This is a genomic window from Enterocloster sp. OA13, assembly GCF_022440595.1.
Classification (GTDB): domain Bacteria; phylum Bacillota; class Clostridia; order Lachnospirales; family Lachnospiraceae; genus Enterocloster; species Enterocloster hominis.
Window position 1 is genome coordinate 2,390,309 of the sequence record NZ_JAKNTF010000001.1, and the last position, 14,547, is coordinate 2,404,855.

At 38.9% G+C, this 14,547-nt stretch carries 23 protein-coding genes and 1 pseudogene; 18 read left to right on the plus strand and 6 right to left on the minus strand.

All coding sequences use genetic code 11. The features are described from left to right. Positions 1–81 precede the first annotated feature (81 nt). The 3 genes from MCJ35_RS10625 to MCJ35_RS10635 all read left to right on the plus strand — a co-directional run bounded on the left by MCJ35_RS10625 (position 82) and on the right by MCJ35_RS10635 (position 1,733). Entirely contained in the window at positions 82–426 is a 345-nt protein-coding gene (locus MCJ35_RS10625; RefSeq protein WP_025487172.1) for a hypothetical protein, read from the plus strand. A gap of 73 nt (positions 427–499) precedes the next feature. Continuing rightward, positions 500–1,243: a GNAT family N-acetyltransferase gene (locus tag MCJ35_RS10630; RefSeq protein ID WP_034578454.1), complete on the plus strand. Its 744-nt coding sequence runs from the start codon at positions 500–502 to the stop codon at positions 1,241–1,243. A gap of 88 nt (positions 1,244–1,331) precedes the next feature. After that, positions 1,332–1,733, plus strand: coding sequence for a DUF6896 domain-containing protein (locus MCJ35_RS10635; RefSeq protein WP_025487170.1), 402 nt, complete (start codon positions 1,332–1,334; stop codon positions 1,731–1,733). 56 nt (positions 1,734–1,789) lie between these two features. Here MCJ35_RS10635 and MCJ35_RS10640 read toward each other — a convergent pair whose 3' ends face one another. Then, complete coding sequence (locus MCJ35_RS10640) at positions 1,790–2,299, minus strand: hypothetical protein (protein WP_155858520.1); 510 nt, start codon at positions 2,297–2,299, stop codon at positions 1,790–1,792. Positions 2,300–2,317: 18 nt separating this feature from the next. Here MCJ35_RS10640 and MCJ35_RS10645 point away from each other — a divergent pair, with 18 nt between their 5' ends. The 15 genes and pseudogenes from MCJ35_RS10645 to MCJ35_RS10715 all read left to right on the plus strand — a co-directional run bounded on the left by MCJ35_RS10645 (position 2,318) and on the right by MCJ35_RS10715 (position 11,634). Beyond that, positions 2,318–2,917, plus strand: coding sequence for a hypothetical protein (locus MCJ35_RS10645; protein ID WP_025487168.1), 600 nt, complete (start codon positions 2,318–2,320; stop codon positions 2,915–2,917). Positions 2,918–3,314: 397 nt separating this feature from the next. Beyond that, complete coding sequence (locus tag MCJ35_RS10650; RefSeq protein ID WP_008716286.1) at positions 3,315–3,755, plus strand: SMI1/KNR4 family protein; 441 nt, start codon at positions 3,315–3,317, stop codon at positions 3,753–3,755. 37 nt (positions 3,756–3,792) lie between these two features. After that, complete coding sequence (locus MCJ35_RS10655) at positions 3,793–4,122, plus strand: hypothetical protein (protein ID WP_025487167.1); 330 nt, start codon at positions 3,793–3,795, stop codon at positions 4,120–4,122. 160 nt (positions 4,123–4,282) lie between these two features. Next, positions 4,283–5,026 (plus strand): hypothetical protein, encoded by a 744-nt coding sequence (locus tag MCJ35_RS10660; RefSeq protein WP_240299475.1) that lies wholly within the window; start codon positions 4,283–4,285, stop codon positions 5,024–5,026. 183 nt (positions 5,027–5,209) lie between these two features. Beyond that, positions 5,210–5,590 (plus strand): hypothetical protein, encoded by a 381-nt coding sequence (locus MCJ35_RS10665; RefSeq protein ID WP_008716291.1) that lies wholly within the window; start codon positions 5,210–5,212, stop codon positions 5,588–5,590. Between the two features lie 163 nt (positions 5,591–5,753). Then, positions 5,754–5,990 carry a hypothetical protein gene (locus MCJ35_RS10670; protein WP_025487166.1) on the plus strand — a complete coding sequence of 79 codons (237 nt, stop codon included), beginning with the start codon at positions 5,754–5,756 and terminating at the stop codon, positions 5,988–5,990. Positions 5,991–6,024: 34 nt separating this feature from the next. Continuing rightward, positions 6,025–6,552 (plus strand): YgjV family protein, encoded by a 528-nt coding sequence (locus MCJ35_RS10675; RefSeq protein WP_008716299.1) that lies wholly within the window; start codon positions 6,025–6,027, stop codon positions 6,550–6,552. 263 nt (positions 6,553–6,815) lie between these two features. Beyond that, a complete protein-coding gene (locus MCJ35_RS10680; RefSeq protein ID WP_025487165.1) occupies positions 6,816–7,253 on the plus strand; it encodes a hypothetical protein in 438 nt (145 codons plus the stop codon). 101 nt (positions 7,254–7,354) lie between these two features. Further along, on the plus strand, positions 7,355–7,891 hold the full coding sequence (locus MCJ35_RS10685; protein WP_025487164.1) for a hypothetical protein: 537 nt from the start codon (positions 7,355–7,357) through the stop codon (positions 7,889–7,891). A gap of 442 nt (positions 7,892–8,333) precedes the next feature. After that, positions 8,334–8,609: pseudogene (locus MCJ35_RS10690) on the plus strand (GNAT family N-acetyltransferase); the annotation flags it as partial. A 70-nt stretch (positions 8,610–8,679) separates the two neighbouring features. Beyond that, positions 8,680–9,027, plus strand: a complete 348-nt coding sequence (locus tag MCJ35_RS10695; RefSeq protein WP_025487163.1) for a hypothetical protein — start codon at positions 8,680–8,682, stop codon at positions 9,025–9,027. Between the two features lie 127 nt (positions 9,028–9,154). Beyond that, positions 9,155–9,346 (plus strand): hypothetical protein, encoded by a 192-nt coding sequence (locus MCJ35_RS10700; protein ID WP_025487162.1) that lies wholly within the window; start codon positions 9,155–9,157, stop codon positions 9,344–9,346. A 30-nt stretch (positions 9,347–9,376) separates the two neighbouring features. Then, a complete protein-coding gene (locus MCJ35_RS10705) occupies positions 9,377–10,162 on the plus strand; it encodes a CPBP family intramembrane glutamic endopeptidase (RefSeq protein ID WP_025487161.1) in 786 nt (261 codons plus the stop codon). 36 nt (positions 10,163–10,198) lie between these two features. Beyond that, a complete protein-coding gene (locus MCJ35_RS10710) occupies positions 10,199–10,567 on the plus strand; it encodes a hypothetical protein (RefSeq protein ID WP_025487160.1) in 369 nt (122 codons plus the stop codon). A 302-nt stretch (positions 10,568–10,869) separates the two neighbouring features. Beyond that, positions 10,870–11,634 (plus strand): hypothetical protein, encoded by a 765-nt coding sequence (locus tag MCJ35_RS10715; RefSeq protein ID WP_240299476.1) that lies wholly within the window; start codon positions 10,870–10,872, stop codon positions 11,632–11,634. Positions 11,635–11,864: 230 nt separating this feature from the next. Here MCJ35_RS10715 and MCJ35_RS10720 read toward each other — a convergent pair whose 3' ends face one another. The 5 genes from MCJ35_RS10720 to MCJ35_RS10740 form a co-directional block, all read right to left on the minus strand. Beyond that, positions 11,865–12,554 carry a single stranded DNA-binding domain-containing protein gene (locus MCJ35_RS10720; protein WP_025487159.1) on the minus strand — a complete coding sequence of 230 codons (690 nt, stop codon included), beginning with the start codon at positions 12,552–12,554 and terminating at the stop codon, positions 11,865–11,867. Between the two features lie 121 nt (positions 12,555–12,675). Beyond that, the gene (locus MCJ35_RS10725) at positions 12,676–12,900 is read right to left on the minus strand and encodes a PF20097 family protein (RefSeq protein ID WP_025487158.1); all 225 of its coding nucleotides are present in this window, start codon (positions 12,898–12,900) and stop codon (positions 12,676–12,678) included. Positions 12,901–12,932: 32 nt separating this feature from the next. Next, positions 12,933–13,493 carry a GNAT family N-acetyltransferase gene (locus MCJ35_RS10730; protein ID WP_227797193.1) on the minus strand — a complete coding sequence of 187 codons (561 nt, stop codon included), beginning with the start codon at positions 13,491–13,493 and terminating at the stop codon, positions 12,933–12,935. A gap of 19 nt (positions 13,494–13,512) precedes the next feature. Further along, positions 13,513–14,037 carry an AAA family ATPase gene (locus tag MCJ35_RS10735; RefSeq protein ID WP_025487157.1) on the minus strand — a complete coding sequence of 175 codons (525 nt, stop codon included), beginning with the start codon at positions 14,035–14,037 and terminating at the stop codon, positions 13,513–13,515. 98 nt (positions 14,038–14,135) lie between these two features. Then, complete coding sequence (locus MCJ35_RS10740) at positions 14,136–14,546, minus strand: VOC family protein (protein ID WP_008716319.1); 411 nt, start codon at positions 14,544–14,546, stop codon at positions 14,136–14,138. Position 14,547 lies beyond the last annotated feature (1 nt).

Below are 14,547 nucleotides of genomic sequence, written 5' to 3' on the forward strand. Positions count from 1 at the left end.
ATGGACTGATTTTCCGTATTATGGTAGAATATTTGACATAATGATTGGTTTGGCTATTTAGACAAGGCGCAAAAACTGGAATTGAAAGATGATTTTGAAATCATGTTACAGTTTTCTAATGGAGTATTATCAAAACAACGTATTGAGCTGTTAAAACATGTATTACAATATTATGAAAATTACACATCCATAGCAATTAAACCATTGAAATCATTCAATATTGATATGGGAGATGATTACTTTTCCTATTGTGTTTATATTGGAGAATATAGTTTTGGAACTCACGTCTTTCATATATTTGATGGCTTCACAGTTAGCTTAAAAAGGGAAATGGGGGAAGCCGATGATTATCTTAATATGAGAGTGTATACGGTTCAGTTCAAAAATGATGGTCGGCCGCTAGGTATTGATTTGTGGTTTGAATGATAATTTATTGGACGGTTAAACAGAACATAAAATCGGAATTGATTGAGTAAAATAAAGATTGATGGTGTAGATTATGAAAGAGATTATTAAGAATAGAGTTGAAGAATTACTGGAAAAGGAATATTATTGTAGTTCAAAAGAACTGAACGCTGACGATATTGTTTATTCCATTAACACAACAGCGACTAAACCGTATATAAAAATAATGGCATATAGGAATAGTGTGGTTATATGTACATCAAAAGATATATCTGCAAAAATACAATCACTTTTATTTAACAAAAACAGGGATGAAATTTTTGAATTACCATTTGTTTATGGTCAGACAATCCATTATGTGCCAGATAACGATTATAAGGATATTAAAGCCACATTTTTAGGCTACGAATTTCAATTTCTTTTCGATAAGGACATTTTAACACTTAAAGGATTAAAGGGATTTGAAAATTCTTTAGCATTTAATGATAATGGTTTTACGCCAACAAGAGCCATTTGCATTGCAAGAAATCGAAAACAGATTGTCGGAATTTCAGGTGCAGCTTTGTCATCAGTAGATGGTCTATGGGAAATAGGGGTAGATGTTTTTCCAGTATACAGAAACTCAGGAATTGCGACATACTTAGTAAAGAGATTGACGCAAGAATTGTTGACACAAAATATAGTTCCATTTTATTCGGCCTCTGTTACAAACATTGGTTCTCAGATGGTGGCAAGCAGATGCGGCTATATTCCTACATGGATTGATACATTTGGAACTGTTTTTGATGGAAGCTGCGCGTATAGCGATATTACAAATGCTTTAGTTAGGGGATTTTAATATAACAAATACCAGTTTAAATAATTTACACAATTCCAACCTTTCTTTAATATAAATAGCAATTAAATAATGCTTGGAGGAATTAACAATGGATGAAATATTAAAACAATTAACAATCGAGTATTTAGAGGCTGTTGAAAATAGGTGTAGTCTTCTTTTTCAAGCATTAAACGTAAAGAATAAGTTTGAATTAGGTCCTATTATGAGGCAGTGTCAAGAACCGCGAAAAGAGTTTTTTGTGAACGGAAAACGGTATGAAGCTTATTTGCATGGTAGAGGGTGTAATGTATTTGATGGACAAATAAATATTGATTGGGATTTTGATGCTGTGGGTTATGGTATCAACCCACATATGCTATCGTATTATATTGAGCAAAGTGCACCTGAGTTAAATGAGTTATATCCTGAAGAAAGAATAAAAAATGAGTTTGAAAAGGCATTAGCCACTGGAGAATTAGTCAAGAGATGTTTTCTTTATTATTTTGCATAAATTTATGACAAAGTTCAGGTAGCTCCTGAGCTTTTCAGACTGTAGACAAAGCGGCTCTAGGATTTGTATCCCAGAGCCATTTTTCTATTATTATCCGAATTGTGTATAAAACAGCAATTTCGCTTAAAATGCCAGCCAATGCCACAAACAACGCCTATCATATCGGGATGATTACTGGGAGAAACCTGTTCCCCATAAATATGTTTGGGCGGCTCTGGTAATTCCCGGATATGTTTAATGTCCGGACTGCAGGCAGTTTTAGGCAACGTAATTACCACTTTACCGTTTTCATCTGTTTCGTATTGGATAACCTTTTGAAATAATCCATCTTGTATGACTTCACTGTCAAGGCATATCCCCCACATACAGGCTTCCTCCTGAATACTTTTCCTCTGTAAAAATCCAACTAAACAAAGTATAGCAAAGAAGCCTTTGAAAATGAAGTAAAATTCTCCAGTTAAGCAGAAAGCCCCAGCATCAGTCAAGGCTTCCATGAAAATCAGAATGTAATAATATTTGCCTCGCCGCTCGCGGCCCACGCCTTTGCCGTCCAGATTATCCAGCATGAGGATGAGGAACATCTGGTGGACCTGGTGGAAGCCATCTGCGAGGGTGACTGGGATTCCGTGGGGAACATGCTCATGGACAGCTACTTTGACAAAATCGAAGCCCAGCTCTCCCCTATTGAACATGTGGCGGATTATCTGAACGACAGGTTCGACTCTGAATGGCAGGCGGATTCCGAGGCCATCAAGAAGTCCATCTGTGAACGCCTGGAGGGGATATCCAATGTTTCCTTTATAGACCGTGTCTGCGACATCGCGGAAACCCTGAGCAACATCTTCCATGGGTTTGACGTCACCCTTGCCCAAATCGGTAAATCCTATGCTGGCCAGGATGTTGACCGCTTTGAGGCGGAACCCCAGAACATTGAGGTTCCTGAAGCAGACACTGCGGTTGACCGGCATATCAGCGATGCGGCGCCGGACATCCCAACCAGCCTGGATATGGAAACGGATGATTTTGATATGGACATGGAGCTTTCCTCCCAGGTTGAGAGCCCACGGGACTTCTTCGCAGACGTGGAAGGCATCACAGCCGGGGCTGAATCCGCCACCACGGCCGAGGAGCTGGAAGCCTCCTGGGGTCATCAAACGCCGTTCGCGCAAAGAGTCCAAACCTAAGCGCCCCAGGAAAACCGGCAGGAAGCTGCACAGCAAAATCCATAGGCAGGAAGGAGAATCCTTTTCCGAGTTCCGCTGCCATGAGACCTCTCAGGACCATACGGATACGGCTGTAAAGGCTATGGGCAGCCAGGACAACTCCTACAGCTATATAGCCAACCATACACAAACATAAAGCTACAGGCTGCTCTCCTATCGACCAGAGGGCAGCCTATAGTTATTTACATCGCCACTGTCAAAGTCTTTGTGTCCTGTGATGGGATGACATGGACGAAATATCTGTATTATGGTAAAATGATATTGCTATAAGAACCGGTTTCTGATGGTTCAAAACGAAATCGACATCATTATGTTGGATACACACCAGCACGAATCGGAAGTTGATGGAGGGAAAACAATGTTTACAAATGAAATACTGTCTACCTGCGAAAAAGCTTGCGCAGACGATTTGTCAGAACTTGAAGAGGTATACGGTTTCAAATTCCCTAATGAAATGAAATTGTTTTATCTTCAATATAATGGCGGTAATCTGAAGCGAAGGGAAGTTTGCCTGCAAAAGGAGGATTGGAAAAGCAGCACAAGTTTCCATAAATTCTATACGGTAAAGGGCGAATTTGAAAACATATTAAAAGAAGTCTATTTTGAAGATTGGTGGATAAAATGGTTGATTCCATTTGGACACGATGATGGCGGAGAACACTTCTGCTTTAGCACCAGGGATTGTGATTATGGCAGTATCTACTATTTTGTAAGCGAGTGTATTGATGATGAAAACCCAGAGAATGCATTAGTAAAAGTGGGCGGTAATCTTATCGAATTTATTAACAATATGAAATAGAAAATATAAGCAATCGGAATTTGACGGAGGCTTCATTGTGTTAGAAACTTTTGATAAAATGGGTTATGAAGAATGGGACAAACAAGGATTTGTAACACCTAAAGACATTTTACTTGATGAGAATAACAAATTGCACGAAGCGATAGATGTATTTTACATTGCCGGAGGGTACGACTTCTTTAAGGTTATAAATCCGGCAAAATATGCTTCAAACTGGTTGGACTTTGTTGGAAACCTATATTCTGAAATTGTAGATGGAAAATACAAACCAGATGGTAAATATCATAAAAATCCACTAACAGAAAAACAGAGAAATTCACTTATCGAACAAGGCGTGCCGGAAATATTTACAACTGATATAGAATAAATTCCGGTTTGTATCGGTGGGTTAAACAGAGCGAAGAAATCAGGATTTGTTTAATAGAAAATGGAGTGATTATATGAAAGAGGGCTTTTATTGTTATAGAAACAATATATACTACGGTTCTTACGATGAGAAGCAAGTTTCAGGACGGATGCGTATTTCAATGATTTCAACGAACAAATCTGAACGGATTCGGACAAATCATCCGATATCCGAAGATGACTGGGCCGTCCGGTTATGGGACAATCACAGCCTGCTTGAACCGGAGTATGCGGATTTGCAGGAAATGTTCTTGAAAATGAGGGCGTTCATGAACCTCAGCACAGACCAGGAGGTTGATTTTTCTGCTGTGGAGAATCGGCTTGATATTTCTTTTCCCAGGGAACTAAAGCAAGTCTATCAGGCCATTCAGAACCAGGAGGAGTATTTTACAGGCACGGAACATTTCCTGCCCCTGGATGAAATATATGTGGAGCAGGGAATCATCGTCTTCTTCAAAAAGAAACGGACGCCCATTGCAGGTTATGATATAGAGAATGGATGCCTTGCAGAGTACTACAAAAAAGATTGGCATATAGAAAGGGGCGGAATCTGCTGTTATCAGTTCTGTGCGGGCAGAATGCTTACAATCGCCATTGAGAATAAGCCCGTTTTCAAAAAGGGACGATGTAAGGGTAAATTTGTGACAACACTCAACATTAAACAGGAATTAGAAAATTTCTGCAATGAGAATTATCACCTTTTGTCAGAGTTCCATGTGTATGGGATTGCCGTGATGTATTCAGACAATGGGCTCATCGCCTGGATTCGGAGCAATGGATTTTATGCGGATATCCATGCAGGGGCAATGGATGAGGCCCAGCTGGAAGCACTTGCTGAACATCTGGGCGCTATGGAGTGGAAATAAAAATGATTGTGTCGGTTCCGCCATCATGGTGTCTGAGGAATGAGCCCACAGGCATAAGGAATATATAACAAAAGTCTGCCTGGATTTGATTAATGACAAAGGATACAAATTATGTTGAGGATATCGGTTACATTTTTAACAGCTTGAATTGCATGAGAACCCGGAATTGAAAGGATAGACAGTATGATTACAACAAAAAAATTTCCACTAAACCGTTTCAATTTTTCAAATCTCATTGAACAGATTAGAACAGACGTGTTGATACCAAATATAATTACTGATAGTGAAACAGGAATAGAATTTTATGGTGCGGATACCATTTCAAAAAAAGCACTGATAGATTTGCTTGAAAATTTTAATATGATTGATAACCTTGCTCAACAAGACAACAGACATGAATATGAAAAGCACACACAACTTGATATTAAAAATTTTCAATTTGAACCGTCATGGGTAGAGATTACTCCTAACAATATTACCGTTGGATATGTTGGCATTTATATCAACTCTGATTTCAGTTTAACCTTTTCAAAAATCAACGATGGATGGGTTTTGATAAAATAACAATGCAACAGAGATTGCTTGAAGCGCAGGGATGTGCGGAAGCAGTTTTTGGAATTCATCCTGAAAAGGGGGCTGAATTACACTGGAAAATGCCATCCACGCCTGTGAAACGCTGCCGTAGGGAAGGCCCCGGCGCATTGAGGTCTCGGCGGTGTCTTCCCCTATGTTCTGTGCCGAGTTTGCCAACACCTGTGACGGGACTGTGGTATTTGACAGCGACGGCCTCCCCACCTCCTCCGAGCCGGAGCACGACGTGGGCACCCGCAGCATGACCGTCTTTTTCACAAAGCACACGGCGGTATACCAGTACAGCGTGACGGAAGACGGGATGTTCCAGCTCCGGTTTCTTATTAACCGCTCCCATGAACAGGATGGAGGGGCGTCTGGCGTGAAGACATAAAAGTTCAATAGGGATTTGTGGGAGGAAGTTTAAGTTGACAAAATCATACATAGTTATTCAAATTATAGGCTTCATTGGAGCCATATTGTTCTTTGTATCGTTCCAGTGCCGAAACAATAAAACATTATTCCGATTTCAATTTCTATCTTACTTGTTATATACAATTCATTTACTTCTTTTAGGAGCTATAACTGGGGGAGTAAGTTATATTATAAACGCCATTCGTTCATTTTGCTTAAGCAGCAGGTGGGACTTTGGCAGAAGCCAAAAAATGTGCATAATTCTCTGCTTTATGCAGGTTGCTGCCTTGATATTTACCTGGGTCGGATGGATTAGTATATTACCTGTTGCAGCAAATATAGCAGTTACCATTGGAGCATATACTTATAATGCGAGAACAATACGGTTGGTGACCATGCTAATTAATTCACCCCTTTGGATTATTTATAATATTATTGTTGGAACGTGGGCGGGAATAATTGATGAAGCGGTAAGCGAAATTTCCATCGGAATTTCTATTGCCAGGTATGGCTGGAAAAATCTCGGAAGTGAACAGGAATAAATTCCCATTTATCGGGCTGATAAATCGGGAATCATGGGTCCCAGATAAAACAACAGGCTGCTCTTCCACCAACCAGAGGGCAGCCTGTTGTTTTTCTTCATCCCCGCTCTGCGGCAGGTAAAAGTGTGAATGGTAACATAGACGGATTTACCGTATTATGGTAGAATATTTGTTATAGAAACAGCTTCGCAACAAAGTATCTAGCACTTTGGAGCAGACTTGAATAAATGGAATAGAAGTCGGTATTTTTTGAGGTATATGCCATGGAACTGATAAAAGAAGAAAAACCAGCTGAGCAGGAATGGCAATGGTGTCTTGTCGGCAATATCGTTGGGGAGCATATATCTGGGGAAAGCCACGAATTAAAGTATGGGAATAAACAGTTCCGTCCACATGCGAAGGTATATATAAATCTAATCTATGCTGGAATGGGCCATGAAAGCATACTTGTCTTGGGTATTCCCAGACATTCCTCCAGATACATAGAAATTGTAATCGCAAGAAAGTATGTAGAGAACTTCCGTCTGCAAAAAGTTTTCAAACCAGTCGTATTAAAACAAATGCACCAGTCGAAATGGAATTGGTGGGGAAATACCGATTCAGCCCGAGACCGCTTGATTCAGTTTCTTGAATGGATAAATCCAGGCGAAGCAGAAAAAGCAAAAAGTAAGTATATAAAACCTGGCTTACCAGAATGCTGAACCGGACCTCGGCCTTATAGCTGGATGGCTGGTTAAATGTTTCCAACGGTTATGCAGAACTGTTTGATAAGATTAGCTTAACTTTATGGGGGTAAAACAGTATGCTGCCACAGAACACAAAAGAATCTGTAAAAGAGAGACGCATCTTCCGATATACCCTGGCTGATGCATGGGAATATACAATATCACAAGTGGATGTGTTGGAAGGTGTGGAAAAAGGAAATGTTCGATGCCTATATTTTAATACGCCCGGGATGCATGCTGACACAAACGTTGATTCCCTTATCATTACGATTAGCCAAAACTATATAGACATGATTAAGAACGCCATGCTCTCCCACTTGGATGTCTGCAGATACAAGGAAATTGAATTTCCGATGGTGCTGGACGGGTTCATCAATACGTTTGAATTTGCGCCCAAGGAATCCTTTTCCAACATAATTACTGTTTTCAACATTTTCGCATTCAGGGATGCGGCTAATGTGGGCATAGTGGGTAATCCGCCATATAAAGGGAAAGAGGTTCTGAAATTGTATGATGATATTTCTAAAATACTGTCGGATAATGGAGTGGACCAAAAATATCTGTCGTTGGATTACCAACTGCCGCGACGACCAGAGGAGAGATTGAAGAAATAGAATATGGAAAAAATCTGATAAATTTAAAAACTCATTCCTTACTTCGTATAAGCATTGACTGGCAGGATAGGTGCAACCCCCTGCTGGAAAGCCGGATAAAACAACAGGCTGCTCTCCTATCAACCAGAGGGCAGCCTGTATTTTTTCTTCATCCCCTGCCCTGTGGCAGATAAAAAGTGTGGATAATGACATGGACGGCTTTTCCGTATTATAATTGTAAGATAATTTTAACTTTCTTCGTACCATATTTCTCCATCTTATATCTTATAATAAAGTATACTAACCGCATGTTTTGATGTTACTATAATTAATGCAAAACAGGGGGGCTTTTGATGAAAATCAAATACTTTATAGCAGGTGTGGCCGTATATTTCTTTTTTAGTTTGCTTAAGGCTATATTATAGCCACAAATCAAACATGCTAAGGTACATTTCCGTAATCAAATGCACTATCAAAAACGTTAAACATAAGCGCCTATGAAAATGAAACGCTGGTGGGCTGCCTGCGGATTCTTTCAGATGACTATTTCTTTGGAACTATTACAGAACTGCTTGTTCTTCCTGAATATCAGAAACAGGGAATCGGCAGCAAACTCCTCCAACTTGCCAAAGACAATACACCGACCTTGCTATATTTTGTCGCACAACCAGATGCGGAACAATTTTACGAAAAAAATGGATGCCACAAGAGCCTACAATCCTACCAAATAGAAAAATAGCGATAGTTATTTAGTTTTCTGTTTACTGTGAAGTTACCCGAAGGACAAATTGGGCATTGAGGAGGGAAAGATGAAAAGAAAATCTTTTATCTATACAATCATAAGCATATTCGTAATGATTAGTTTGGGAATACTTTTGAGTCTTTTTGTTATAGGAGAATCGATTGATGGAAAACAACTATACTGCACTACTTCCCTGAACGGACAAACTTTAAACTTACGAGTAGAGCCTGTAGAGTCAGGCGTTGCGCTTCGAGGCTGGAAATTCAGGAAAGATAATAATATTTTATATATCAGCGCAAGAAAAGTATTGGTATCCCCACTCTTTCATGAAGGAACTTACGAAACATCGATTGATTTAGAGCCGATTGAAAGTGTTATGGTTGGTGGTCAAACAATTTGGTCATATGCAGATTAAACCGTAGAAGGATGGAAAAATATGAATGGATTCCCAATGACTATACCGGACGTGATTAGGAATAGCCTGATGAAATAGTTTGACAACGTGGGTACAAAACCTACATCATAGAAAAAAGGAGAGTTTTATGAAGCGATTTATGCTACTTGCACTTATGAAAGCACTTGTCCTTACAATAGGGACCGGTTTTTTATATGTTCTATATGGTTTAATATTTGAAAACCATTTTGAAATAAACTTAAAAATTGAAATAATACTTTTCCTGGTAATATTCTTTGTTAGTTTAATTGAATATGCATGGAAAAACCGAAAGAAGTAACGTTATGCCACAACGTTAGGAAGTGAATTCATGATAGACAAAAAGATTGCAGGTCAATTTACTGTAGTAACATTCGTCCTTGCTTATGCAACAGCAGGTATACTGTTTTTCTTTGGACAGTTTGGTTATAGAGTCTATAACTTTACAAACACATTTAAGCAGTTTGCAGCGAATATTCCTTTTGCCATCTACATTCTGTCGCCAGCGATTGCTTCTTACTTTGTTCTGAAGAAAAATAAAAGAATCACTTGCCTTATAGAATGGCTGAAAAATGTATTTTATGTGAAAAGCAACTGCTTTCCCTATTTATTTATTGTATTAGGGTTAGTGATGTATTTTGGCATACACCTTGTTGTTTCGGGCCATGCATTAACAGAGTTTCCATTTTATATATTTTTACTTTCTTTGCCGGGCAATCTTATTATCGGCGGTTTAGAAGAATCGGGCTGGATGTATGTATTACAACCACTGCTTGATAAAAAGTACGGATATATTCTGTCATCTGTTTTTACCGGGGTCATTTGGATTTTTTGGCATATTCCTCTTTTCTTTATCCCTGGGACAAATCATGAATATGGGCTAATTAATTTGGGGATGTTTGCTGTTCAGTGTATAGCTTTGCGATTTTTCTTTGGAGCAGTCTACAAAGTATCAGGGAAAAGCTACATATTTATGTGTGTGCTGTTTCACACAATGTTTAATGCAGCATCCACTATCTTTGGAACGATAACGATGAACTGGACAGGTACGATTGTTGCAAATGCCGCGATTATTTTTGTTTCTATTACAACCATTAAGATATTATCGGACGGTTAAACAGAGCAAAAATCGGAATTTGAAAGGAGTACCACTATGAAAAAGAAACTCAAAATATCTTTGGGAATAATATTAGTTCTTGCATTAGCAATAGTATCTTATAAGCTCATCGCTAGTAATAGTATCAAAGACAAAACCTATTCACATTTAGAAACTATTGGATATACTCAAAATGATATTGACAATGTAGAGATAAAACATTCCTTTCTCAATAAATTATTAGGATATAACGAATGGCGAATTTTTGTTGAGTTTGAAAGCGAACCTGATATTATTTTTGCTTTTACATATCGAGATAAGCAAATTATAAGACAGGGTATAACAAGCAAAGTTACTCAATTAGACATAGCTGAAATTGAAGAATATGACAGTAAGTTTGATAATGGGGAATTAAAGAACAATTAGTAACTTCATGTTTATCGGGGAGCTAAGTAGAACGCAAAATCGATATTTACGGAGGGAGGCCATCTACCGGACTTGTTCCTTATGATAAAGCGGTAGCTGAATATCAGTTTGTAACCGGATTGGGGGACTTATACAGACAGCGCCCTTGCTTACAAGAGATAAAATGAGAAGGGGGATATGTTGTGAGTAAAATAATCTGTATGTTTGTTTGTATCTCTTTGTTGCTTAATCTAAGCTTTACATCATATGCATCGAAACGCTTGATACCTTCAGAGGGAAACGAGTATCAGGAGATTCTTTCTATGAAGGATGATGTTTTATATCATATCAATTATGGAGGAGCACGTACAGAACTCAACCGGGATGTGGAAGCGGATGAGGTGAAAATGGAAGGCGCATATAAAGTTTATGCCAATTCTGAGCTGTTAGAAACAAAAGATATTAAGAAATCATTGGAAACCAGTTATTATAAATGGCAAATTCCCGTATACATAGACGGTTTTACGATTTTGGTTGATATAACCAAGGTAACATCCATTCCTGATGATATTCCGGAAGATGCAAAAGAAACGCTCAGACAGAAATTAAATATTTGGACTGTGGGAGCTGTCTATGTATACGATGCAGAAACGATTGATTATGACAGTACTGTAGCAACTTCTCTTGACAAGGCGGGGTACAACAGTGATGAATATTCATACGAAGTTGTTTCAGGACTTCCCGGAATCAGATATCCTGTAGCCATCATATTTAATGCTGATGAAAAACCTGAATTCGTGATTCCTGCGCAGAAGTCTACTACACATGCATTTATTGGGGAATGGCCCACAGCAGCAAAAAACAGGGAAAAGACAACTGCATCTTCAAATACGCAGAATATTAATAATGATAACACAAACGGTTTCTCCGTTTATTATTATGATGATGTTGTAAGGACATCAAATTCCTACAATCAGTCAGGAATAGGACTTTCTTACAAAAAGGATATCTTTAAAAAAAATGCCATAGCAGTGTTGATATTCGGAGCTGCCGGAATCTTAATGATTATAGGAAAAAAAAAGAAATAAGAAGAGTGGTATATGAACTGGAAAAATGAGCTATTACCATTTTAAGTGCCATACTAACATTGTCTATCGTGAGGTGGTATCTGAAAGAGAGATAAATCTGTAAAATTATGATTTATAAAGGCAGTCATATTCCCTGTAACTTTGTAGTTGACGTATATGCTGACTAATATGAAACAGCCGATTTCACCGTAGGCGTTTGGCTGCGCTACGAGTGATAGGACCAGCAAAAATCAACTTCCGGTTTGTCGGACTGTTGAATGGCCTATCATCGTTTCATAGCGCTGCGTCTTCCCATCGGGTCCCTCCCTGCGCTTGGTCTGGATGGAAGCCGCGATGCAGACGCAATCATTTTCGGCAAGCTTCGCTGCCTCCTGGCCGACCAGCCCAAAGCAGGTCAGCCTTGGGAAATTCACCCTGCCGTTATCAACCGTCCTGAGAGTCACGATGGTCCCAATCGGGGAACAGCCGTTGGAAGGGATTTCATATATGCCGATTACCTTTCCAAGGATGCACACCTCATTGCAGCCTTCCAGCTTACGGGCTCCGATATTCTTTTTTCCTGTCAGGTACTCAAGGTTTGTGGGCGCCCTGCTCAACGTATGGCCAACAATGTTCTGATAATACTGTGTCTGGCCGTTCATAGTGCGGCGCGTGGTCTGGACCATCCCTTCGATGCACACCCTGGGATAGTTCCCCGGGGCTACTTCAATCGTTTTGTCAATAATTTCAGCTACTTCCCCGTAAAACACCACATTGGGGTAATCTGCATGGTCTGTTCCGGCACGTCCTGCTGCCACGGTTAAGACCATCCCATTGTCACGGGGACGGAATTTATGGACCACGCTGCCAACCAGCTTTACCTTGTTGATGGTCTCTTCTTCTGCTTGTTTTGCTACGATAACATCCTGATGATTCATCATGATAGGGTCCTCCTTCATTTAATTGGGGGTGTTTCGATATAACAGTATGTCAGAACCCTATTGAGAATTGAAAAAGCCCCGGATTACACCGGAGCTATGATATAGACAATATACTTTCCTTTTATTTTTCCTCGTAATCAGATGTTGAATAATCAAGGAGCACTTTTTTACATGACTTACAAATATATGCCTCAAAGGAAAGGCCCTCAAAATCGTTATTTTCCAATAATACTTCACATTTTTTTGTAAGCAATGATATTTTGTGTGGAGTTTTTATCCAAACCATTCGTTGACCACTTTGTAAAAAACCCGGTTCCATCTCTTCTCCACATACGGGACACCGCATATTGCACCTCCTCCCTACAAACATGAAGTTGTCTAATACTTATTGTATGTGTATACATCAACAGTTACAATTTCTTGACCTCCCCAATTTTTTTCTTGCACAGTAAAATCCTCTTTTACAAAGCCATTGTTTAATAGCACTTTTGATGAATATAAATTTTCTGGCATAACAAATGCATGAAGTGTTGTAATATTAACTTCATTTACTAAATATTCAACCATCAATTTCAAAACATTTGTTGCAATTTTCTTATTCCAATAATCCTCATTTAGACGATAACCCACTGTTATTTTATTTTCTCTCTTTTTATAGTCAAACATTTCTGCTAAACCTACAAGCCTATTAGGATTATCTTTTAAATAAACTCCTGCAATTATATACTTTTTCTTTTCAAAATCTCTTCCACCAAGATTTTTGATTGCATTCTCTAATGCTTTGTTACTTTTCTTATATAAGAATGGCGATATATACTTATAAACATTCTCGTTCTTGCTTATCTCGGACAAGGCTACAACGTCATTTAATTCCATTTTTTTTATAATAATTTTTTCGTTTTCTAAATATGGAAATACACCAAATAATTCTGTCATCATAACCTCCATAAATTCTAATTCAGAGTCTTATTTGCTCCATAATAAGATTTGTATTTTCTCCGATGGACTTTGTTCCATCCACTCGTATAACAGGACAGCTTAAAGATTGCAGCCATTCCTCAACATCATTTTCAGCTCTGGATTGAACACGATGAAAGAAGTTTTTTTCCTGCTCATATAAATCTCCACCCGGCAGCATTCTATTACCGAATTTCTGAAAAGAACGGTTTTTAACGCGTTGTATCCGAACATCTCTCGGAACATCAATCAAAACGGCATACTGAAAACAGGGATAGAGCCATTCTCCGTAATCCCCTTTTACGGAAGCAAAAACAAAATTTTCATACATTTTAATTTCATTGAAAAGGAGTTTTGCCGCTTCTTCATGGGTGCGCGGATAAGCATAACTATAAAGAGGGTCCGCCGTAAGAAAATACAGACTCTCGCTGTCAATAAAATGAAAATTTAATCTCTCTGCCAAAACTTTTCCCAACGTACTCTTTCCAGTCCCGTTTAGACCACATACAATTATTCCTGTTCCCACAAATTTCTCCCCCCTAAACAGCGGTCTGCCGCGCTGTTCAGTTCTCCGACAAATTCTAATTTTTCAGTTTGACAAACATGAATTATAGAGTTTCTGGCCTATGTTTCACTTGTACTTCCAATTTCAAGCAAATTCCCCTCTGGGTCAGCTACATAAAAATTGCGGATACCGAAAGGATAAGTGATGGGTTCTCCCGTGGGAAACTGCACACCCAACTTTGACAGACGCTCATACTCCAAATCTACCTCAGCAAAATTGGATAGCCAAAGGGCGATTTCAAATGTCTGATTGATACCCTTTGGAAGTACATAGTCTTCTCCTATTGCCTTTACAAATTCTTTCCTGCTATACATAAATAAGGATAGTTCTCCACTTGCAGTTTCAAAATCCGCAAAAGGTCCACCATTCCATTGAGTTTGAAAACCTAGTGTATCTCTATAAAATCGAACCATATTTTCCATATCACTGACCAGCAAACTCACACCGATACGTACATCTTTTCCATTCATT